Origin of the sequence: Mesorhizobium sp. WSM4312, from assembly GCF_002294875.1 — a bacterium.
Taxonomy (GTDB): domain Bacteria; phylum Pseudomonadota; class Alphaproteobacteria; order Rhizobiales; family Rhizobiaceae; genus Mesorhizobium.
In genome coordinates, this window is record NZ_NSFU01000020.1 from 1 (window position 1) to 20,721 (window position 20,721).

The 20,721-nt window shown below is 63.7% G+C and carries 16 protein-coding genes and 1 pseudogene; 3 read left to right on the plus strand and 14 right to left on the minus strand.

Going from position 1 to position 20,721, the window contains the following annotated elements; translation table 11 throughout:
* Nucleotides 1-1,072, minus strand: a pseudogene (locus tag CK228_RS27825) (hypothetical protein); the annotation flags it as partial.
* Between the two features lie 75 nt (nt 1,073-1,147).
* Nucleotides 1,148-2,446 (minus strand): adenylosuccinate synthase, encoded by a 1,299-nt coding sequence (locus CK228_RS27830; RefSeq protein WP_095772066.1) that lies wholly within the window; start codon nt 2,444-2,446, stop codon nt 1,148-1,150.
* Nucleotides 2,447-2,659: 213 nt separating this feature from the next.
* On the opposite strand from CK228_RS27830, the gene CK228_RS27835 reads away from it, so the two are divergent.
* A complete protein-coding gene (locus CK228_RS27835; protein ID WP_095789892.1) occupies nt 2,660-3,571 on the plus strand; it encodes a DMT family transporter in 912 nt (303 codons plus the stop codon).
* Between the two features lie 56 nt (nt 3,572-3,627).
* On the opposite strand, the gene serA is transcribed toward CK228_RS27835, so the two are convergent.
* The 5 genes from serA to glmM all read right to left on the minus strand — a co-directional run bounded on the left by serA (nt 3,628) and on the right by glmM (nt 10,147).
* A complete protein-coding gene (serA, locus tag CK228_RS27840) occupies nt 3,628-5,229 on the minus strand; it encodes a phosphoglycerate dehydrogenase (protein ID WP_095772064.1) in 1,602 nt (533 codons plus the stop codon).
* Between the two features lie 63 nt (nt 5,230-5,292).
* Nucleotides 5,293-6,468, minus strand: coding sequence for a phosphoserine transaminase (locus tag CK228_RS27845; protein ID WP_095789893.1), 1,176 nt, complete (start codon nt 6,466-6,468; stop codon nt 5,293-5,295).
* 201 nt (nt 6,469-6,669) lie between these two features.
* A complete protein-coding gene (locus CK228_RS27850) occupies nt 6,670-7,434 on the minus strand; it encodes an outer membrane protein (protein ID WP_095772062.1) in 765 nt (254 codons plus the stop codon).
* A gap of 241 nt (nt 7,435-7,675) precedes the next feature.
* The gene (locus CK228_RS27855; protein ID WP_095772061.1) at nt 7,676-8,509 is read right to left on the minus strand and encodes an outer membrane protein; all 834 of its coding nucleotides are present in this window, start codon (nt 8,507-8,509) and stop codon (nt 7,676-7,678) included.
* 285 nt (nt 8,510-8,794) lie between these two features.
* On the minus strand, nt 8,795-10,147 hold the full coding sequence (glmM, locus tag CK228_RS27860) for a phosphoglucosamine mutase (RefSeq protein ID WP_095772060.1): 1,353 nt from the start codon (nt 10,145-10,147) through the stop codon (nt 8,795-8,797).
* A gap of 369 nt (nt 10,148-10,516) precedes the next feature.
* On the opposite strand from glmM, the gene CK228_RS36035 reads away from it, so the two are divergent.
* Nucleotides 10,517-11,359, plus strand: a complete 843-nt coding sequence (locus CK228_RS36035; protein ID WP_095789894.1) for a hypothetical protein — start codon at nt 10,517-10,519, stop codon at nt 11,357-11,359.
* Between the two features lie 295 nt (nt 11,360-11,654).
* Complete coding sequence (locus CK228_RS27870) at nt 11,655-12,113, plus strand: hypothetical protein (RefSeq protein WP_095772058.1); 459 nt, start codon at nt 11,655-11,657, stop codon at nt 12,111-12,113.
* Between the two features lie 86 nt (nt 12,114-12,199).
* Here CK228_RS27870 and ftsH read toward each other — a convergent pair whose 3' ends face one another.
* The 7 genes from ftsH to tolR form a co-directional block, all read right to left on the minus strand.
* On the minus strand, nt 12,200-14,128 hold the full coding sequence (gene ftsH, locus CK228_RS27875) for an ATP-dependent zinc metalloprotease FtsH (RefSeq protein ID WP_019861731.1): 1,929 nt from the start codon (nt 14,126-14,128) through the stop codon (nt 12,200-12,202).
* Nucleotides 14,129-14,250: 122 nt separating this feature from the next.
* Nucleotides 14,251-15,618, minus strand: a complete 1,368-nt coding sequence (gene tilS, locus CK228_RS27880) for a tRNA lysidine(34) synthetase TilS (RefSeq protein WP_095789895.1) — start codon at nt 15,616-15,618, stop codon at nt 14,251-14,253.
* 58 nt (nt 15,619-15,676) lie between these two features.
* Nucleotides 15,677-16,789: a tol-pal system protein YbgF gene (gene ybgF, locus CK228_RS27885; protein ID WP_095789946.1), complete on the minus strand. Its 1,113-nt coding sequence runs from the start codon at nt 16,787-16,789 to the stop codon at nt 15,677-15,679.
* Between the two features lie 212 nt (nt 16,790-17,001).
* On the minus strand, nt 17,002-17,508 hold the full coding sequence (gene pal, locus CK228_RS27890; protein WP_013892538.1) for a peptidoglycan-associated lipoprotein Pal: 507 nt from the start codon (nt 17,506-17,508) through the stop codon (nt 17,002-17,004).
* A 234-nt stretch (nt 17,509-17,742) separates the two neighbouring features.
* Nucleotides 17,743-19,053, minus strand: a complete 1,311-nt coding sequence (tolB, locus tag CK228_RS27895; protein ID WP_095789896.1) for a Tol-Pal system beta propeller repeat protein TolB — start codon at nt 19,051-19,053, stop codon at nt 17,743-17,745.
* A 41-nt stretch (nt 19,054-19,094) separates the two neighbouring features.
* The gene (locus CK228_RS27900) at nt 19,095-20,252 is read right to left on the minus strand and encodes a TonB family protein (RefSeq protein WP_019861736.1); all 1,158 of its coding nucleotides are present in this window, start codon (nt 20,250-20,252) and stop codon (nt 19,095-19,097) included.
* A 7-nt stretch (nt 20,253-20,259) separates the two neighbouring features.
* A complete protein-coding gene (tolR, locus tag CK228_RS27905) occupies nt 20,260-20,712 on the minus strand; it encodes a protein TolR (protein ID WP_027023582.1) in 453 nt (150 codons plus the stop codon).
* Nucleotides 20,713-20,721 lie beyond the last annotated feature (9 nt).

A 20,721-nucleotide genomic window follows, 5' to 3' on the forward strand; every position in this document is an offset into this window, starting at 1 on the left:
AGATGTGTATAAGAGACAGGTCGGCAGGCGGGGTCGCGGGGGGCGCGGTGCCAGCCGCCGGTGCGGGTGCGGTCGCGGCAGGCGCCGCCGCGGCTGGCGCGGGCGCGGCTGCGGCCGGGGGCGGATTGGCCGGGGCATTCGTCACCGATGGCGGTGTCGTCAGCGCTGCGACGGATTCACCCTCGCCTATGCCGGTTTGGCCAGCGGCCGGGCCGGGGTCGGTTTCGCCGCCTTCGGGCGTCAGCCGCTGCGTGAATTTCGTCCCCTCGGCACCTGCCGCGGGCGCTGGCGCCGCCGGGGCGTCGGTCGCCGGCTTGGCCGGCGCCGGTTTCACGGGTTCGGTCTTGGCGACGACCTTGCTGCCGTCGAGGCCCAGCATCTTGCTGAAGGCGTCCTTGTTGAGCCAGATGCCATAGCCGCCGCCGGCAACGACCAGCAAGGCCACGACGGCGGCGATCAGTCCGCCATAGCTGCGCTTGCGCTCGGCAGGGCGCAGGCGGAAAGTATCGGCTGCCGCCGGTTCCTCATCGTCCGGGAAGACGTCGGCGCGATCATCGTCCTGGTCCGTATCCATGCCCGGCAAGGCAGGATCGGCGAGATCGGGGGCCACCGGTTGCACCGGCGTGGGTTTCTGCCAGCCTGGCTCGGCCTTGGCCACGGGCGAAGGCGCGGACTGGTAAGGTTGCGGCGTGGCGGCAGGCGGCGGCGCGGGACGGTAAGGCTCGGCCTTGGCGGCTGGCGGTGCCGGCCACGCCGGCTCCGCCTTCACCGGCTGGCGCGTGTGGCTCGGCTGGTTCTTGTTGCGGTCGATCGAGGAAAAGATGTGCTCCAGCTCCGCGAGCGGGTCCGTTTCCGGCACGCTCTTGGCATACTCGCGCTCGACGCTCGTAATGGCGTTTTCCAGTGAGCGCTTTTGCGCGCTTATGGCTTCGGTGGCCAGCGGCGGCGAATATTCCGCGAGCTTCTTGGCCAGCATGGAACGAACGCTGTCATAGATGCGCGTACGCTTTTCAGGCGTCTCGTCACCGTGCTTGTCGAGCGCCTTTTTCAGAACAGCAACAAAATCTGCCATGCTTCAGTCGACCTGTATTTTGCTTCCGCGCCGGCCCCCGCAAATCAGCCGTGATGCCCGGAAAGGCTTCAGAAACTAGTCTTGAAACGGATCGGTCACAAGTATCGTATCGTCCCGTTCCGGGCTGGTGGAGAGGAGGGCCACCGGCGCGCCGATCAACTCCTCTATGTATCGGACATATTTGACGGCCTGGGCCGGAAGGTCGTTCCAGCTGCGCGCGCCGGCAGTGGTGCCTTTCCACCCTTCCAGCGCCTCATAGACCGGTTCGACACGGGCCTGCGCGCCCTGGCTCGCAGGCAGGTAATCGATCATCTCGCCGTCGAGGCGATAGCCGGTGCAGACCTTGATCTCATCCAGCCCGTCGAGCACGTCGAGCTTGGTCAACGCGATGCCCTTGATGCCGTTGACGGCGACAGCCTGGCGCACCAGCACCGCGTCGAACCAGCCGCAGCGGCGCTTGCGTCCGGTGACGACGCCGAATTCATGGCCGCGCGTGCCGAGGAATTCGCCGATCTCGTTCTTCTGTTCGGTCGGGAACGGACCTTCGCCGACGCGCGTCGTGTAGGCCTTGGTGATGCCAAGGACATAACCGATGGCGCCTGGACCGACGCCCGAGCCGGCGGCGGCCTGGCCGGCCACCGTGTTGGACGAGGTGACGAACGGATAGGTGCCGTGGTCGATGTCGAGCAGCGTGCCTTGCGCGCCTTCGAACAGGATGCGCTCGCCGGCGCGGCGCTTGTCGTCGAGGATCTTCCAGACACGGTCCATGTAGGGCAGGATCTCGTCGGCGACCGAGGTCAATTCGGCCATGATCGCGTCATGCGTGACTTCGCCATGGCCAAGCCCGCGGCGCAGCGCGTTATGATGCGTCAGCAGCCTGTCGACCTTCAGGGGCAGCGTTTCCAAATCCGCCAGATCCATCACCCGCACCGCGCGCCGACCCACCTTGTCCTCATAGGCCGGACCAATGCCCCGGCGGGTCGTGCCAATCTTCGTTCCGGAATTTGACGCGGCGTCCTCGCGGAATCCGTCCAGCTCCCGGTGCAGCGACAGGATAAGCGCTGTGTTTTCGGCTATTTTCAGGCGATCCGGCGTCACTTCGACGCCCTGCGCCTTGAGCTTTGACACTTCGGCCACGAAAGCATGCGGGTCGAAGACCACGCCATTGCCTATGATGGACAGCTTGCCCTGCCGCACGACGCCGGACGGCAACAGCGACAGCTTGTAGACCTTGCCGTCAACGACCAGCGTGTGGCCGGCATTGTGGCCACCCTGGAAACGCACCACGACATCGGCGCGCTCCGACAGCCAGTCGACGATCTTGCCCTTGCCTTCGTCGCCCCACTGCGAGCCGACGACCACCACATTGGCCATGTTTCTTTTCCCTTGAGACGCCGCCGAGCGGCTTGGATATGGTTCGAAACGACAGGCCTCTATAGCGTCAAGACCTCGCGAGCGCGACCTTTCTTTGCCGCCGAAAATGCCCTGAGGCACAACAATTTTCGGCTTTGACATCATTTACTTGGGCTGAGAGGGGCAATAGGCCGGCAAACACCGCAACGCATCCGTCGCGGCCGGAATCCTGCGATGCATCGAAGCGCCTACTTATTCCTGCTGCTCACCACCTTGCTGTGGGGTGGCAATTCGGTGGCCGGCAAGCTGGCGGTCGATCACGTCTCGCCGATGATGCTGGTCTTCCTGCGCTGGGTGCTGGCGGTGGCGATCCTGCTGCCGCTCGGCTGGCGCACGATCCAGGAGGACTGGCCCGTGGTGCGCCGGCACTGGCTCGTTCTGGCGGCACTCGGCGCCAGCGGCTTCACGCTGTTCAACGTGATCTTCTACACGGCACTCAACTACACGACGGCGATCAACGTCTCGATCGAACAGGCGGCGATGCCGATCCTGATCATGACGGCCAATTTCGTCTTCTTCCGGCTGCGCGTGAACTTGGCGCAGATCGCCGGCGTCGTGCTGACCATCGCCGGCGTGATCCTGACCGCTTGCCACGGCGATCCGCGCCGGCTGCTGACGCTGGAGCTCAATTTCGGCGACGCCATCATGCTGGTGGCGGTCGTCCTCTACAGCGGCTATTCGGTCGGGCTGCGGCTGAAGCCGGCGCTGCGCTGGCAGAGCCTGATGCTGGCCATGTCGATCGCCGCGCTCATCACCTCGCTGCCCTTCCTGCTGTGGGAGGTCGCCGCCGGCAAGGCCATCGTGCCCGACGCACGCGGCTGGACGGTCATCGTCTACACCGCCATCGGCGCCTCGGTCGTCTCGCAGATAACCTACATCAGGGGCAACGAGCTGATCGGCGCCAACCGCGCCGGCCTGTTCATCAACCTGGTGCCGATCTTCGGCACGCTGCTTTCGGTGCTGATCGTCGGCGAGACGTTCCAGCTCTATCAGGCCTTGGCGCTTGTGCTCGTGCTGGGCGGCATCGGGCTTGCCGAACATAGCGGGCGCAAGAGCGCGATGACCCGGCAGGCCAGGGCGCGCTGAGCAGCAGGAAGGCGCGACAGACGCCGCGCCTTCTGATCTTGGCGAAAAGCCGGGGGTCAGATCCCGCCGACGTCGAACTGCAGCCGCTTGGCCGAATCGATCGACTTGTGCGCCCGCACCTGCTCCAGCACCTTTTCCGGGAACGGCGCGTCGAGATAGAGCAGCGCTATGGCGTCGCCGCCCGGCCGGTTGCGGCCAAGCTGGAAGTTGGCGATGTTGACACCATTCTCGCCGCACACCGTGCCGAGCAGGCCGATGATGCCGGGGGCATCGGCATTGGTGGTGTAGAGCATGTGCTGGCCGACCTCGGCGTCAAGGTTGATGCCCTTGATCTGGATGAAGCGTGGCTTGCCGTCCGAGAAGCAGGTGCCGGCGATCGAGCGCGTCCTGTGCTCGGTCTTGACCGTCAGCTTGATGTAGCCGTCGAACACGCCCGACTTGTCGCGCTTGACCTCGGCGACGATGATGCCGCGCTCCTTCACCATGATCGGCGCCGAAACCATGTTGACGTCGGAGACCTGCGGCCGGATCAGCCCGGCCAGCGTCGCGCTGATCAGCGCGCGCGTGTTCATCGTCGCGGTCGAGCCGTCGAACAGGATCTCGACCTCCGTGATCGGATCCTCGGTGACCTGGCCGACAAAGGCGCCGAGCACTTCGGCGAGCTTGACGAAGGGCTTGAGCCGCGGCGCTTCTTCCGCCGTGATCGACGGCATGTTGATGGCGTTGGAGACCGCGCCCTTGATCAGATAGTCCGACATCTGCTCGGCGACCTGCAGCGCGACATTCTCCTGCGCTTCCGCCGTCGAGGCGCCGAGATGCGGCGTCGCCACCACGTTTTCCATGCCGAACAGGGCGTTCTGCTCGGCCGGCTCCACCTCGAACACGTCGATGCCGACGCCCGCCACCTTGCCGCTCTTCAACGCCGCGATCAGATCGGCCTCGACGATCAGCCCACCGCGCGCGCAATTGATGATGCGCACGCCGTTCTTCATCTTGGCGATTGCCCCGGCGTCGATGATGTTGCGCGTCTTGTCGGTCAGTGGCGTGTGCAGCGTGATGAAGTCCGCGCGAGCGAACAGCTCATCGAGCTCGACCTTGTCGACGCCGAGCTCCTCGGCACGCTTGTCCGACAGGAACGGGTCGAAGGCGATGACATGCATCTTCAGTCCGACGCCGCGTGTGGCGACGATCGAGCCGATATTGCCGCAGCCGATGACACCCAGCGTCTTGCCGGTGATCTCGACACCCATGAAGCGGTTCTTCTCCCACTTGCCGGCATGGGTCGAGGCGTTGGCTTCCGGGATCTGGCGCGCCAGCGCGAAGATCATCGCCACGGCATGCTCGGCTGTCGTGATCGAATTGCCGAAGGGCGTGTTCATCACGATGATACCCTTGCGGCTCGCCGCCGGGATATCGACATTGTCGACGCCGATGCCGGCGCGGCCGATGACCTTGAGCCTGGTGGCGGCGTTGATCAGCTTTTCGGTGACCTTGGTTGCCGAGCGGATGGCGAGGCCGTCATACTGGCCGATCACTTCGAGCAGCTTTTCCTTGTCCTTGCCGAGGTCTGGCAGATAGTCGACCTCGACGCCGCGATCCTTGAAGATCTGCACGGCGGTGGGAGAGAGTTTGTCAGAGACGAGAACGCGGGGCGCCATTGCGGCCTCCTTGAAATGGGATTGATCCGGGAACGGGCGGCCCGCGGGCCGCCACGGAAAGTCTCAGGCCGCCGCTTTCAGCGACGCCTTCTGCGCGGCGAAGGCCCAGTCGAGCCAGGGCAGCAGCGCCTCGAGATCCGATGTCTCGACCGTCGCACCGCACCAGATACGCAGGCCCGGAGGCGCGTCGCGATAGGAGCCGATGTCGTAGGCGACACCTTCCTTGTCGAGCGCCGAGACCAGCCCCTTGGCGAAAGCCGCCTGACCGTCGGCGTCGAGCGTCGCCACATGGGCATCGGTGAAGGACAAGCAGACCGACGTGTTCGACCGCGTCGCCGGCTGGACGGCGAGATGGCCGAGCCAGGAGGACTTGTCGACAAATCCGTCGAGCACGGCAGCATTGGCATCCGCCCTGGCGACCAGTGCATCGAGGCCGCCGATCGACTTCGCCCAGTGCAGCGCGTCGAGATAGTCCTCGACACACAGCATCGACGGCGTGTTGATGGTCTCGCCCTTGAAAATGCCCTCGATCAGCTTGCCGCCGGAGGTCAGGCGGAAGATTTTCGGCAGCGGCCATGAAGGCTTGTAGTTCTCCAGCCGCGCGACGGCTCGGGGCGACAGGATCAGCATGCCATGCGCGCCCTCGCCGCCCAGCACTTTCTGCCAGGAGAAAGTGACGACATCGAGCTTTTCGAAATCGAGCCTTTGCGCGAAAGCCGCCGAAGTGGCGTCGCAGATGGTCAGGCCCTTGCGATCCGCCGGGATGAAGTCACCATTCGGCACGCGCACGCCCGACGTGGTGCCGTTCCAGGTGAAGACAACGTCGCGGTCGAAATCGATCTTGGCCAGATCCGGCAACTCGCCATAGCCGGCCTCGAGCTTGCGCACGTCGGGCAGCTTCAGCTGCTTGACCACGTCGGTGACCCAGCCGGAGCCGAAGCTTTCCCAGGCGACCATGTCGACGCCGCGCTCGCCGAGCAGCGACCACAGCGCCATCTCGACGGCGCCTGTGTCCGACGCCGGCACGATGCCGATGCGGTAGTCGGCCGGAACCCGGAGGATTTCGCGCGTCAGCTCGATCGCCTGTTCGAGCTTGGTCTTGCCGATCTTGGCGCGGTGGGAACGGCCGAGCGCGGCATTCTTGAGCGCCTCGACCGACCAGCCGGGGCGTTTTGCGCAAGGACCTGAGGAGAAATTGGGGTTTGCCGGACGGAGTCCGGGTTTCGTATGCGTCGTCATCGTGGTCTATCCTTCCAGATAGTGGCCCCTCGTTGGGGAGGGGTGGCCCACGGACGGCGATATGCGTTCAGGCCTCGGGCGTCAAGAGGAAAGTTTTTGTCGCTGCCGGGATACCGGCGATCCGTGATCAGGATCGCGTGATCTCAAACGCGAACGGCGGACCGCTGGGATCCGCCGCTAAAGTCTCGCCCGGTCCCTGGCCTACCAGAGATCGTAGCGCAGTCCGAGCTTGATCTGGTGATTGCTGATGCCCTTGTGGACGGGGAAGGAGGTCAGACTTGCGGCCGTGACATATTCGGCATCCGGGGCGGAGAAATACTGATAGCCGAGGTCGACCGAAACGTTCTTCGACACCTGGTAGGCAAGGCCGGCATTGAGCGTATAGGCCAAGGAGTACTTCGTCTTGTCGTCGGTCTGCTCGAAATCGTCGGTGGGATCGAAATTGTTGGTGAAATAGCTGGCCGAGAGCTTGCGCGTGCTCTGTACGATTCCGACGCCGCCGCCCAGATAAGGGGTGATCCCGACATAAGTGCCAAGGTCGACATAGCCGTTGAGCATGAGCGAGTAGGCGTAATTCTTCAGGTCAGCCGACGCTTGGGTATACGCGATCGTGGATCCCGAATCATCATAGCCAACGCCGATCTTGTTGCCGGGCAGATAGCCGAGATTGAGATCGGCGCGCAGATAGTCGTTGAAGTGGTAGCCAAAGCCGATGCTGGCAAAGATCGGATCTTCTTTTTCGTCGAAGCTCGCCGGCGTGAAGGCGAAATCATCGTTCTTGAAGCTCTTCTGCACCAGATAGGAGACGTCGCCGCGCAGATACCAGCCGGAGCCGACCTCGACCGGCACATAGTCGGGCGCCTGATCGGTATAGATCGGCGGATCGTAGTCGGCGGCGATTGCCGGCGTCAGCGGCAAGAGACCGAGTCCGGCAAGCGCCAGCACAGTACGCGATGTGAGTGTCATAGTCCCCGACTCCCGGATTTGACGACACCTGCGATCAACACGGCAGCCATCGTTTCAGGAAGCATTGTTAACCATAGTGGTTAAGTCACGGTTAAGGCTAATAGAGCGTTAGCGAATTCAGTTCAGCTAATACATAGCGCCTAAATTGCCCTCCCTGTCAGGGCGCTTCATTGGCGACAGCTCAAGCGAAAACCGCCCGGTCAAGCCGGGCGGTTCGTGTATATTGGAAGCTGCGGATTTCTTACTTGGTGTAGACCGGCTCAGGTTCGGGCTGGTAGGCCACCACCGGTGCCGCGCACCCATTGTTGCCACCGAACTGATAGCGCAGGCCGCCGCGCACCTCGTGGGTGTTGAAGCCGCGGTCGAAACCCGGGCCGGTGCTGCTCGCATCCCATTCGAACATGCGGCCGCCCTGAATATGGGAGAAACGATAGCCCGCATCGAGGATGATCTTGTCGGTCAAGCAGTAGGAGGCACCGGCCATCAGGGCATAAGCGAAGCGCCAGTTGGATGCTCCGGGGTTGGTCTCGGTGGTGTTCGGGTCGTAGACGGTATCCCACTTGACGTGCGCGCCGCCGATACCGGCGCCGACATAAGGCGTGATGCCGTGCCAGGTGCCGATATCGACATAGGCATTGGCCAGCAGCAGCAGGGCGCTCATCTTCGACACTTCGGTCGACGTCGAGACGAGATCCGAGGTGCCGCCGTTGAAGTTCGACTTGAACCAGTAGTCGGCGGTCACGTCCGTACGCAGGTAATCGTTGATCTTGTAGCCGACACCGCCGCCGAGCGAGAAGCCGCCCTTGAGCTTGCCGTAGTCGAAACTCTTGCCGCCCGGTATGACCGTACAATTACAGGGATCGATGCCGTAGGTCATGTAGTCGATGCCGCGCACATCGGACTTGTGATAGTCGATGTCGCCGCGGATATACCAGCCGCCGACGTCGACCGGCTGTTCGTAGACCGGCGGCGGTGCCTCTTCTACCTGCGGCTCAGGCAGGTCGGCCGCGAACACCGGCCAGGCCAGGCCCGCGAACAGCAACGCGAACAGGGCCTTTCTTGCTGTATTGAACATGCTTGTCACCCCTAGGAACCCTCGGAACGCGATCGCGTCCGAACGAGATTGGCTTTCAGGCGTGGATAATGAATTGGAAAAGTTAAAAGGCGTTTAACCCTGTCGGTTAACCACGAATCTCTAAAATTCGAGGAATCCGGGCATGATTTCGATAGTAAGGGGGTCGCTCTCCGGCCAATAAAAAAGCCCGCCGAAATGGCGGGCCTGGATATGCAACCGGAGCAGTGACGTGACCCCCAGAGCAATTCCGTGAACCGGTGAAACACGCTGAGGGCGCCCTGGAGATCAGGCTGCGCTGCGGGTCTCCGAAATGACCTCGACAATGTCGTTGACGACGGCCTCGACCAGTTGCGGATCGTCGCCTTCGGCCATGACACGGATCAGCGGCTCGGTGCCGGACGGACGGATGACCAGACGCCCGGCCTTGCCGAGACGGTTGCGCGCATCCTCGATCGCGGCCTTGACCGGAGCTTCCTCGAGCGGCTTGCCGCCGGCGATACGGACATTCTTCAAGAGTTGCGGCACCGGCTCGAATTTCTTCGACAGTTCGCTGACCGGGCGTCCCTGGCGCTTGATGCAGGCCAGCACCTGCAGCGCCGACACTAGGCCGTCGCCGGTGGTCGAGAAATCCGACAGCACGATGTGACCGGACTGTTCGCCGCCGACATTGAGCCCATGCGCGCGCATATGCTCCACGACATAGCGGTCGCCGACCTTGGTGCGGTGCAATTGCAGTTTCATGTCGCCGAGGAAGCGTTCGAGGCCGAGATTGGACATGACCGTCGATACCACGCCGCCGCCGGCAAGCCGTCCGCTCTGGTGCCAGGACTCGGCGATCATCGCCATGATCTGGTCGCCGTCGACGATAGCGCCATTCTCGTCGACGATGACGACGCGGTCTGCATCGCCATCGAGCGCGATGCCGATATCGGCGCGCACTTCATGCACCTTCTTCTGCAGGCCGGCCGGATGCGTCGAGCCGCATTCCTTGTTGATGTTGAAGCCGTTGGGTTCGACATTGATGGCCACGACCTCGGCGCCGAGCTCCCACAGCGCCTCGGGCGCCACCTTGTAGGCCGCGCCATTGGCGCAATCGACGACGATCCTGAGGCCCGAAAGCGACATCGAGCGCGGCAACGTACGCTTGGCGAACTCGATATAGCGGTCATGCACGCCATCGACACGCTTGGCGCGGCCAAGCCCGTCGGAATCGGCGAGTGTCAGTTCGATATCCTTGTCGAGCATGCTCTCGATGCGCTCTTCGATCTCGTCCGAAAGCTTGTAGCCATCCGGACCGAACAGCTTGATGCCGTTGTCGTAATAGGGATTGTGCGAGGCCGAGATCATGACGCCGATATCGGCGCGCAGGGAACGCACCAGCATGGCGACGGCCGGGGTCGGGATCGGGCCTAGCAGGAACACGTCCATGCCGGCGGCGCAGAGACCCGCCACCATCGCATTCTCGATCATGTAGCCGGAAAGCCTGGTGTCCTTGCCCAGAACGACGCGATGGCGGTGGCTGCCGCGCTGGAACGAAAGGCCAGCGGCCATCCCGACCCGCATGGCGATCTCCGCGGTCATCGGAAACTTGTTGGCGCGCCCGCGAATGCCGTCCGTGCCGAAGTAATTCCCTGCCATGCGAGTTCAATTCCCTGAAGGTTCTTTGCCGGCGCTTTAATGCCATAATTGACCGGCGAGCCATGATCACATTGTGTGATTATATGTTACCAATCCTTAGAAAATCATTGTTGTGCGCTGCACACAACAAGGCAGCAGCCCAACATGATGGCACCGCGGCGCTGCAATATACCAGTTCTGCGAGCTATATGCCGCAGCTGCACGCGGAAAATCTTGTTTTTGACCCGGTAAGGCACAATGATTTCATCACCTTATCGGGAGGAGCAAGCTTTGGGCGGTATATACGCCACTTAGCATCTGGCGCAACCGACCGTTGAGCGTTATTGATTCGCAGGGACGTATAATGGGCTGCTGCAATGGAGAAACGCTATGCTCATCCACCGACTTGCCACTTTGACCGGCCTCGCCGTAGTGACGTTGTTCCTGGCCGCGCCAGCCAACGCACTGACGATGGCCGAGTGCAGCACGAAATATAACGCCGCCAAGGATGCGGGGACACTGGCCGGCCAGACCTGGAACCAGTTCCGCAAGGCGCAATGCGGCACCGATGCCGCCGCCACCACGGACACCAAGCCGGCCGATACCAAGAAGGCCGCCGAAACCAAGCCGGCCAAGGCAGCCAAGGCAGCGGCCGCCGACGCGGGCGCCGCGAAGGGGCTGACGGCCAAGGAATGCAGCGCCAAGTACCAGGCGGCGAAGGCCGCCGGCACGCTGAACGGCATGAAGTGGAACGACTTCCGCAAGACCGAATGCGCCGCCGGCGCATCCGCCGCCGCTGACACCACCAAGCCGGCAACCACCAAGGCAGCCGCGGCTCCCGCCGACAGTGGCGGCAAGGGCCTGAGCATGGCCGAGTGCAGCACCAAGTACCAGGCTGCCAAGACGGCGAACACCCTGAAGGGCATGAAGTGGAACGACTTCCGCAAGGCCGAATGCGGCGCCAGCGCCTCGGATGACGACACCGTGCCTGCCCCGAGTGAAGCAAATTACACCAAGGAGCCGGCGAAGCCGACGACGGTTGCGCCCAAGGGCGTCACCTTCCCGTCCGCGATCTCGCCGAAATATGCCAGCGAGACCCCCGGAAAGGGCCGCATGCACACCTGCCTCGACCAGTACTATGCCCTCAAGGACGCCAATGCGCTTGGCGGCCTGAAGTGGATCCAGAAGGGCGGCGGCTTCTACAGCCTGTGCAATGCCAAGCTGAAGGGCTAAGCTACGCATTCCCCCGGATCGATGAGGCATGAGCCGGTTGAGATCGAATTGAGTTAGACGGAAAGTCTGGCAAGGACAGGCAAAGGCCCGCGATGCATCTGCTTCGCGGGCCTTTTATTGCTCGCGACGACGCCCGCGGCCTTGCTCGCATCTATCGCGGGAGCTGTCGGCATCAATTCGCCCACACTGCCCACCGCCGGCCCTTATCGCTAGCTCCCAAAGATTCTAATTGAACATATCAGGAACAAACAGTATACAAAAGGATGTCTAACTTGTTATCAACCGGGAGGATCTTATGCCCAATTTGAAATTGGCGGTATTGGCTGTGACGGCATCGGTTGCTTGGAGCGTCGCCCCTGCAAGCGCACTGACGATGAAGGAATGCGGCGAGACCTATCGGACAGCCAAAGAAGGCGGCACTCTGAACGGCATGGACTGGGCCGCTTTCCGCAAGGAGAAATGCGCGACGCCCGCTGCGGAGAGTGTCAGCGGCGATACCGTCAAAACCGCGCCGCAGCCGAAAAAGGAATCCGACGCGGCGGTCGCCCCCACTGTAGCGCCGGCAGGCGTGACATTCCCAACCACCCTCGCCGCCGAGTTCAAGACCGAAAAGCCCGCGAAGGCGCGGATGAAGACCTGCCTGCAGGGTTACCACGGCAATAAGGACGCGGGTACGTTGAACGGCCTTCGCTGGATCCAGAAGGGCGGCGGTTATTACAGCCTGTGCAATGCGCGGCTGAAAGCTGAATCATAAAAATGGAATACGGCGGATAAAGCGGTCACGCAGACGTTGAGCCGTGATCCTCGGGCTTGTCCCGAGGATCTGCTGTCCGCCCCGGCTCAGCTTGACGGCTGTGGCTCCATGCCGCCTTCGGGCTCGGGACCCTTCTTGCGGCGGCCGCCGGACTTCGGCACGGCCGAGCCGCGGCTGGGCGGCGTGTCGTCGCCGAGATCGCGCGCGGGCTTCTCGCCGGCGATCAGCTGCTTGATCTCGTCGCCCGACAGCGTCTCGTATTCGAGCAGGCCCTGCGCCAGCGCGATCCATTCCTTCTTCTTCTTAGTCAGGATGGACTTTGCTGTCGAATAGGCCTCGTCGATCAGGCGACGCACTTCGGCGTCGATGATCTGCGCGGTCTCTTCCGAGATGTTTTGCGTGCGCGCCACCGAATGGCCGAGGAACACTTCTTCCTGGTTGTCGCCATAGGCGACATGGCCGAGCTTGTCGGAAAAGCCCCAGCGCGTGACCATGGCGCGCGCCAGCTTGGTTGCCTGCTCGATGTCGGAAGAGGCGCCCGAAGTGATGTTCTCCTTGCCGAATTTGAACTCCTCGGCAACGCGGCCGCCCATCATGATGGCAAGGCGCGAGATCATGTATTTGTAGCTCATCGAATAGCGGTCGCCTTCCGGCAACTGCATGACCATGCCGAGCGCGCGGCCACGCGGAATGATGGTGGCCTTGTGCAGCGGGTCGGCTGACGGCACGTTGAGCGCCAGTATGGCGTGGCCGGCTTCGTGATAGGCGGTCAGCTCCTTCTCGGCCTGGGTCATGGCCGATGAGCGGCGTTCGGCGCCCATCATGATCTTGTCCTTGGCGTCCTCGAACTCGGCCATGGTGACGAGGCGCTTGTTGCGCCGCGCCGCCATCAGCGCCGATTCGTTGACAAGGTTCATCAGGTCGGCGCCGGAGAAGCCCGGCGTGCCACGCGCGACAACCTTGAGATCGACATTGGGGGCCAGCGGCACGTTGCGCACATGCACCTTGAGGATCTTCTCGCGGCCGACGATATCGGGGTTCGGCACCACCACCTGGCGGTCGAAACGGCCCGGACGCAGCAGCGCCGGATCGAGCACGTCGGGACGATTGGTGGCGGCGATCAGGATGATGCTTTCGTTGGATTCGAAGCCGTCCATCTCGACCAGCAGCTGGTTCAGCGTCTGCTCGCGCTCGTCGTTGCCGCCGCCGAGGCCGGCGCCGCGGTGGCGCCCGACCGCGTCGATTTCGTCGATGAAGATGATGCAGGGCGCGTTCTTCTTGGCCTGGTCGAACATGTCACGCACACGGCTTGCACCGACGCCGACGAACATCTCGACGAAGTCCGAACCCGAAATGGTGAAGAACGGCACGTTGGCTTCGCCGGCGACCGAGCGGGCGAGCAGCGTCTTGCCGGTGCCGGGAGGGCCGACCAATAGCACGCCGCGCGGAATCTTGCCGCCGAGACGCTGGAACTTCTGCGGATCGCGCAGGAACTCGACGATCTCTTCCAGATCTTCCTTGGCTTCGTCGACGCCGGCGACGTCCTGGAACGTGACGCGGCCATGCGCCTCCGTCAGAAGCTTGGCCTTCGACTTGCCAAAACCCATGGCGCGCCCTGATCCGGACTGCATCTGGCGCATGAAGAATATCCAGACGCCGAGGATCAGGATCATCGGCAGCCAGGAGATCAGGTAGCCGAACAGCGAATTGGAACCGTCGGTCTCGGGCCGCGCATTGATGGTGACGTTCTTGTCCTGCAGCCGCGAGACCAGCTGGGGATCGCCGGGCGAATAGGTCTGGAAGCCGGTGGAATTGTCGGTGTAGGTGCCGGTGATGCGGGCGCCCGCAATGGTCACCGTCTTGACCCGGCCGGCCGCGACATCCTGTAGGAACTGCGAATAAGGCACATCGCTCGAAGCCCCGCGCGTCTGCGGCGTCTGGAACAGATTGAAGAGAGCGATGAGCAGGACCGCTATGATCGCCCAGAGCGCGAGGTTGCGATAGTTCGGATTCATCAATTGTCCCGTTGGCGTCCGCGCACGGACAGCATCATGAGAGGAAACTTGAGCCTAACATAGGGAGAGCGTCTCCCCTTGCCAAGCAGAACAGCACGTCTGGGTTAAGCTTTCGGCCACCATCAATCGGCACTGTGGCCGCGCAATGGCGAAGCGGGAAGCGGTGACGCGCCGATCAGTTCGGCGACGGCCCGCGCCGGCGCCAGATCGAAGGACGGCAGAAAGCGGGAAAAAGGCGACACGACCGGTCGCGCCGCGAACGCCGGCGACCCCGCCCCGCCCTGCGGCGAACCAGGCTTTTCAAGGGCTTGTCGCAATGTCGGTTCCGCGGCCATTGCGGCGCGCATCAGGCTTGCCGGGGTTTCTCCATCATCGATCGCCAGCCGCCTCGCACCTGTCACGCCCAACGGTGCGATCAACAATGCGCCGGACCTGTCGTTCAATGTGATGTGGCGGCGGCCGTCCCAGATGGTGTTGTCGACAGCGGTTGCGGCGGGCGGCAAACCCCGCGCCTCGCGGCGCAGGAAGAGACCGGTTCGCCGGAAATCGACCACCGTCCGCGACAATGTGGCGCAAAGAAATCCGGCCTTCAGCCGGCCCAACAGCGCCTCGCTGCGCGCCTGGTCCGGCAGGAAGGCAACGCCTCCGGCGGTGGCCAGCAGGATGCGCAACGCATAGATGGCCGCCCGGCCGTCGTCCGCGGTCAGCATTGCCGGATCGAGCCGGACGAGACCCGTGCACGGCTGGCTGGCGAAGCGATGGATCAGATCGGCAGCGCTGGCGCCAAGCTGCCTGCGCTCGACGGCGGCTTGGCCAGCGAGCCGCAGCGCATTCTCCATGTGGCCGGCACTTTCGCCGGCAAGTGCCGCGCGCACGCGCGGCCGCTCGAAGGCCTCGTCGATATTGGTCGGGTCATCGGCCCAGCCAACATGTTCATGCCGCAGGAAATCGCGAAGCGCCGAGCGCCGCATCCCGAGAAGCGGGCGAACGATCCACTCGCGCCAATCATAGAGGGTGGCCGGCGCCATGCCGGCAAGCCCACGGCCTGCCATGTCGGCACGCTCCCGGCCGCGGGCATGCCGCATCAGCACCGTCTCGGCCTGGTCGTCGGCGGTATGACCGGTGACGATCAGGCCGATGCCTTCCGCGCGCGCCGCCTCGGCCAGCAGATGGTAGCGCGCCTCGCGCGCCGCCGCCGGCAGGCCGGTCGATGGCTTGCGCCCGGACCACGTCAGGGTGCGGTGGGCAATGCCGCGCTCGGCGCACAGCTTCGCCACGGCTTGCGCCTCGGCTGCCGAACCCTGGCGCAGGCCATGGTCGATCGTCACGGCCAGCAGCTTCGCTGACGATGCGGTTCGGTCGAGATGCTGTTTGAGAAGGAGAAGCAGGGCGGTCGAGTCGCTGCCGCCGGACACGGCCGCAATGGCGCCGCGGGTAAAATCGATAGGCGAAAAAAGTCTGGTCGAAAGATCGGGCTCGGTGTCGAGCATCAACGCATGTCGTCCAAAGGCGGTCGCGGTCCAAGGACCAAGACATGCCTGGGAAAAATCAGCACGCAGCCAGGGCCTTCTCCTGCTTGACGCGTTCCTTCAGGGCACTGGAGATGTCGGGGTAGCGCTTGCCGACTTCGCTGAAGGTGGCGCAGGCGACGTCGTGCTGCTTGAGGCCGACCAGCGACACGCCGAGTTTCAACAGCATGTCGGGCGCCTTCTTGGCCTTGGGGTAGTCCTTGCTGGCGGCGAGGAAGACTTCGGCCGCGTCGCGGTATTTCTGCTGGCCAAGCAGCGATTCACCCAGCCAGTAATGCGCGTCCGCCGCCTTCGCATCGCGCGGGAAGCGCGAGATATGATCGCGAAAACCCTGTTCGGCGGTGCTGTAGTCGCCCGACAGGATGAACTGGTAGGAATTGCGGTAGAGTTCCTCCGGGTCCTTGGTGGAGGGCAGCGCCGCGACGATCGTGCCATTGGACTTGCCGGCCTTGGCCGGAGCGCCGGTGGCCGGGGCGCCATCTTGCGCCGGCGCGGTCGACTGGGTGTTGCCGCCGGCATCGATCACATTGCCGTTCTTGTCGACGGTGATGGAACCAAAGGTCTTTTCCGGGGCTCCCGTGCCGGGGATCACCTTGCCGGGGTCGCCATCCGGCGATTCGACGATGACGTCCTCGACCGTCTTGCCGCCCGCGGACTGATTGGCGCCGGGCGCGGCGCCGGCATCGGCCGGAGCCTGGGTAGCCGGGGCCGCCGCCACGTCGGTGTTGGTGTCGGTGGTGGCGTCGGATTTCTTCTGCGCCGGAGGCTGTCCGCCTTGCGCGCCGCCTTCAAGCTGCTGGAAGCGGAACTCGTTGTCTTCCTGCTGCTTGCGCATCTGTTCCTGCATCTGCAGGATCTGGAAATTGAGCTCTTCGATCTTGCCGTTCATCTGGCGCAGCTGGTCCTCGAGCCCGGTGGCGCCGGCGCCGTTCGACTGCTGCGCGAGCTGGACCTGGTCGGGTTTCTTCTTGTCGCCGAAGAGGCTCGGCAACTCGAGGCTCGGCAGATGGAAGGAAAAGCCGCTGTCGGTTGACTGCCCTGGGCCGCTTGCCCCCGGACCGCTTGCCAGGGCGGTGAAGCCTGATAGGAGCAGCGCCGCAAGCGTGCCGCTCAGAACCGATCTCAAATGCATGTGCCTCTCGCCGTGTGTCGTTTGTCTGTTCGCGCCTTCCAATCAGGATGGGACCAGCCAGGCGCCCTCGGCTCATAGCAGGACGCGAGACTTCGGCCAAATTTTGTTTCGGTCACCCGGATATGAAAAAGGCGGCCCGGAGGCCGCCTTTCGCAAAGCTGTGTTGCATTTTTGCCAGTCGGCGCGATCGCGTCTCCCGACGCGCGGCCAACTCAGGAACCGGCGCCGCTGAGCGTGGTGACGGCGCGGCGATTCTGCGACCAGCAGGAGATGTCGTCGCACACCGCGACCGGACGTTCCTTGCCGTAGGAAATGGTCTTCAAACGGCTGGAAGCGACACCCTTGGAAACGAGGAAGTCGCGGGCGGCGGCGGCGCGGCGGGCGCCGAGCGCCAAATTGTACTCGCGCGTGCCGCGTTCGTCGGCATGACCTTCGACGACGATGGCATACTGCTTGTACTGGTTCAGCCACTGCGCCTGGCGGGCGAGCGTCGTCTGCGCGTCGGCGCGGATCGAGGACGAGTCCGTATCGAAGAAGATCCGGTCGCCAATGTTGACGGTGAAATCCTGCGCCGAGCCGGGCGTTGCGGCACCGGCACCGTTGAGGCCAAGATCGGCGGCGCTGTTGGGCGTCTTCTTCGAAGCGCAACCGGCAATGGCGAGCATCGCCACCAGCGCGATCATGACCGGGTTTCTGGTAAGTGCTGCGATACGGCCCATGCCGCCTCTCCTTCGCATTTCGAGTGATTTCGTTGATCACCCAGTAACCACGTTTGGGTTAACCGGCATTCAAGAAACACGGTTAAAATTTGGTTTAGGCTGCCCGTCCGCAACCTTTTGATCGGGGTCACAGTTGGCGCGGACCCTAGGCGGAAATGCGGCCAAAACGCGACGAAGGCATGGAAAAGGGGCCGAAACGGCCCCTTTTCAGCATGTGTGGCAATTCGGCCGACGCTATTCCAGCAGCGGCGACCAGGCCGGATCCGACGCGAAGTTCGCGGTCGGGATCGGCTGCTCATTGCGGCCGGTGAGATCGACAGAAACCAGCTTCGGGCCGCCATTGGAGTCGCGGAAGAACATCAGCACGCGGCCGTTTGGCGCCCAGGTCGGTCCTTCCTGCTGGAAACCGGACGACAGAATGCGCTCGCCGGAACCGTCGGTCTTCATGACGCCGATCTGGAATTCGCCGCCGGTCTGCTTGGTGAAGGCGATGAGATCGCCGCGCGGCGACCACACCGGCGTTGAATAGACGCCGTCGCCGAAGGAGATTCGGGTCTGGCCCGAGCCGTCGGCGCCCATCACATAGATCTGCGCGCGGCCACCGCGGTCGGAAGTGAACACCACCTTGCTGCCGTCGGGCGAATAGGAGGGCGAGGTGTCGATGGCGGTCGAGTTGGTCAGCCGCGTCGTCGAGCGGCTGCGCAGGTCCATGGCGAAGATGTTGGAATTGCCGTCGTCGCGCAGCAGGCTCATGATCACCTTCTGGCCGTCGGGCGAGAAGCGCGGCGCAAACGTCATGCCGGGGAAATTGCCGACCAGTTCGCGCTGCCCGGTCTCGATCTGCAGGAGATAGACCCGCGGCTGGCCGCTCTCATAGGACATGTAGGTGATTTCCTGCCGGTTCGGCGAGAAACGCGGCGTCAGCACGATCGACCGGCCGTCCGAGAGATAGCGGACATTGGCGCCGTCCTGGTCCATGATGGCCAGGCGCTTCTTGCGCGCGTTCTTGGCGCCGGATTCGTCGATGAACACCACGCGCGTGTCGAAGTAGCCCTTCTCGCCGGTCAGCCGTTCATAGATGGCGTCCGCGATGATGTGGGCGACGCGGCGCTGGTTGGCGTCGTTGGCGAAGAACTGCTCACCCGACATCTGCTGTCCGGCGAAAGTGTCCCAAAGCCGGTACTGCGCACGGATGCGGCCATCGGCCTCCTTGCTGACGCTGCCGGTGACCAGCGCCTGCGCGTTGATCACCTTCCAGTCGTCGAAGCGGGGTGCGGCATCCGGGTTCGAGATCTTCTCGATGAAGGCGCTCTTGTCGATCGGCGCGAACAGGCCCGAGCGCTTCAGGTCGGCCGTGACGATCTGAGAGATCTGCGCGCCAAGCGCGTCGCCGCCCTGGAAATCCGTGATGGCGATCGGCAGCGGCTCGACATTGCCTTTGTTGACGTTGAGCTCGACGAGCGCCCACGCCGGCATGGGGACTACCGCCGTCATGCCCATCGCCATCGCTGCGACCATCAGGAGCGGCTTGAGGAAGGATCTCATATCTTCTCGCTTCTCTTCTTTTGATTGGTTGGGCGCCAGGCCTAGAGGCCGAGCATCTCCCTTGGATCGAAAGTGACCCGGATGTCGTTCCAGATGTCCTGCTTGCCGGCAGGAACCTGCAGGCCGGCCACGTCGCATTTCTGAACCGCACGAACCGCGCTTTCATCGAACTGCCGGTTGCCGCTCGACTTTTCAACGGACGGACGGCCATCGAGCTTGCCGGAGTTGTCCAGGTTGAAGCGCACGACCACGACGAAATTCTCCGAGCCCTCGAGGCCGACAGGCAATGTCCAGCAACCACCCAACTGGCTTTCCAGGGCGCCCTGTTCCGACTTCGACAGCTTCTGGCCCTGGTCCTTGTCGCCGCCGAGCGAGGCCTGCTGCGTCGAGCGCTTGGCACCGCCGCCTGACGGCTTCTGCTTGTCGAGGAGCGCGGAGATCTCGTTGGCGTTGAACTGCTTGTCGTCCGATTTCGGCTTCGACGACGCTTCCTTGACCGGCTTGTCGGCATCCTTGCGTTCAGGCGCCTTGGCGCTTTCAGCCTGTGCCGGCTGCGGCTTCGGCCGCGCTTCCGGCGCGGGCGCCGAGCTCGGCAATTGCGTCTCTTCGGTCGGCGGATCCTTGGCTATGGCCTCGGCGACGGCATCCGGCTTGACCTCGGGCGTCGGATCGATAGCGGCGGTCTTGTCCTGCGGCGGCGGGGTCGGCGCCGGCTTGGCCGGCGTCGGCTTCGGCTCGGTCTGCTTGACCGGCTCGGGCTTGACCTCTTCCTTGGGCGTCGGCGCGGGCGCCACTTCCGTCGCCGGAATGGGCTTCGGCTTTTCCTGCGGCTTCGGCACGTCCTCGGTCTTCGGCGTCTCTTTGGGAGTCGGCGCGGGCGGCGGGGCCGATGTCATGTCGACGGGCTTCGGCTTGGCCTCCGGCGTTATCGGCTTGTCGGTGTCGACGCTGTTCTCGCCGACCTTCTGCGAAGCCGGCACGATATCCGGGCGCTGGGTCGGCAGCGGCGCCGGCTTTTCATGCATCACGGCCTTCTTGTCGCCCTGCAGCGTCTGCGCGATGGCTTCCATCGGCACGATGTCGACCGCGACCGACTCGACATCGGCGGACGGAAGCGCGGCCGGCGCCGACAGCGTGAACAGGCCGAAGGCCAGCACCGCCGTGTGCAAGATCACCGATGTGGTGAGGCCGGTCTTCATCGCGCGTCTATTGATCCTGTTCCTGCAGCGAAACCAGGCCGATATTCTTGTAGCCGGCGGCCGAAATGCGGGCCATCACCTTCATCGCCGTGCCGTAGTCGGTGGACTTGTCACCACGGATGAAGATGCGCTCCTCGTAACCGGTCTTCGAGATCGCCTGCAGCTTGGCCACCAGCTCTTCGATCGGGATCTCGGTTTCCTGGAGATAAATCTGGCCGGTGGCGTTGATCGAAACGGTGATCGGCTGCGTGTCGGCATTCATCGCCTTGGCCTGCGTGTCGGGCAGGTCGATCGGCACGCCGACCGTCAGCATCGGTGCGGCGACCATGAAGATGATCAAAAGCACCAGCATCACGTCGACCATCGGCGTGACGTTGATTTCCGACATCAGCCCATGGTGACGGCCGCGCCGCCTGTGGCCGCGCCCGCCGCGTCCCGCCATGCCTACGGACATACCCATCAGCTACTC

What these genes read in the sequence shown, in the direction of transcription:
- tolB (WP_095789896.1), bottom strand. Translation starts at nt 19,053, where the DNA reads ATGAGATCCTTCCTCAAGCCGCTCCTGATGGTCGCAGCGATGGCGATG.
- CK228_RS36035 (WP_095789894.1), top strand. Translation starts at nt 10,517, where the DNA reads ATGCTCATCCACCGACTTGCCACTTTGACCGGCCTCGCCGTAGTGACG.
- tilS (WP_095789895.1), bottom strand. Translation starts at nt 15,618, where the DNA reads ATGCTCGACACCGAGCCCGATCTTTCGACCAGACTTTTTTCGCCTATC.
- tolR (WP_027023582.1), bottom strand. Translation starts at nt 20,712, where the DNA reads ATGGGTATGTCCGTAGGCATGGCGGGACGCGGCGGGCGCGGCCACAGG.
- CK228_RS27850 (WP_095772062.1), bottom strand. Translation starts at nt 7,434, where the DNA reads ATGACACTCACATCGCGTACTGTGCTGGCGCTTGCCGGACTCGGTCTC.
- CK228_RS27900 (WP_019861736.1), bottom strand. Translation starts at nt 20,252, where the DNA reads ATGAAGACCGGCCTCACCACATCGGTGATCTTGCACACGGCGGTGCTG.
- CK228_RS27855 (WP_095772061.1), bottom strand. Translation starts at nt 8,509, where the DNA reads ATGTTCAATACAGCAAGAAAGGCCCTGTTCGCGTTGCTGTTCGCGGGC.
- pal (WP_013892538.1), bottom strand. Translation starts at nt 17,508, where the DNA reads ATGGGCCGTATCGCAGCACTTACCAGAAACCCGGTCATGATCGCGCTG.
- ftsH (WP_019861731.1), bottom strand. Translation starts at nt 14,128, where the DNA reads ATGAATCCGAACTATCGCAACCTCGCGCTCTGGGCGATCATAGCGGTC.
- CK228_RS27870 (WP_095772058.1), top strand. Translation starts at nt 11,655, where the DNA reads ATGCCCAATTTGAAATTGGCGGTATTGGCTGTGACGGCATCGGTTGCT.
- CK228_RS27830 (WP_095772066.1), bottom strand. Translation starts at nt 2,446, where the DNA reads ATGGCCAATGTGGTGGTCGTCGGCTCGCAGTGGGGCGACGAAGGCAAG.
- CK228_RS27835 (WP_095789892.1), top strand. Translation starts at nt 2,660, where the DNA reads ATGCATCGAAGCGCCTACTTATTCCTGCTGCTCACCACCTTGCTGTGG.
- serA (WP_095772064.1), bottom strand. Translation starts at nt 5,229, where the DNA reads ATGGCGCCCCGCGTTCTCGTCTCTGACAAACTCTCTCCCACCGCCGTG.
- CK228_RS27845 (WP_095789893.1), bottom strand. Translation starts at nt 6,468, where the DNA reads ATGACGACGCATACGAAACCCGGACTCCGTCCGGCAAACCCCAATTTC.
- glmM (WP_095772060.1), bottom strand. Translation starts at nt 10,147, where the DNA reads ATGGCAGGGAATTACTTCGGCACGGACGGCATTCGCGGGCGCGCCAAC.
- ybgF (WP_095789946.1), bottom strand. Translation starts at nt 16,789, where the DNA reads ATGCATTTGAGATCGGTTCTGAGCGGCACGCTTGCGGCGCTGCTCCTA.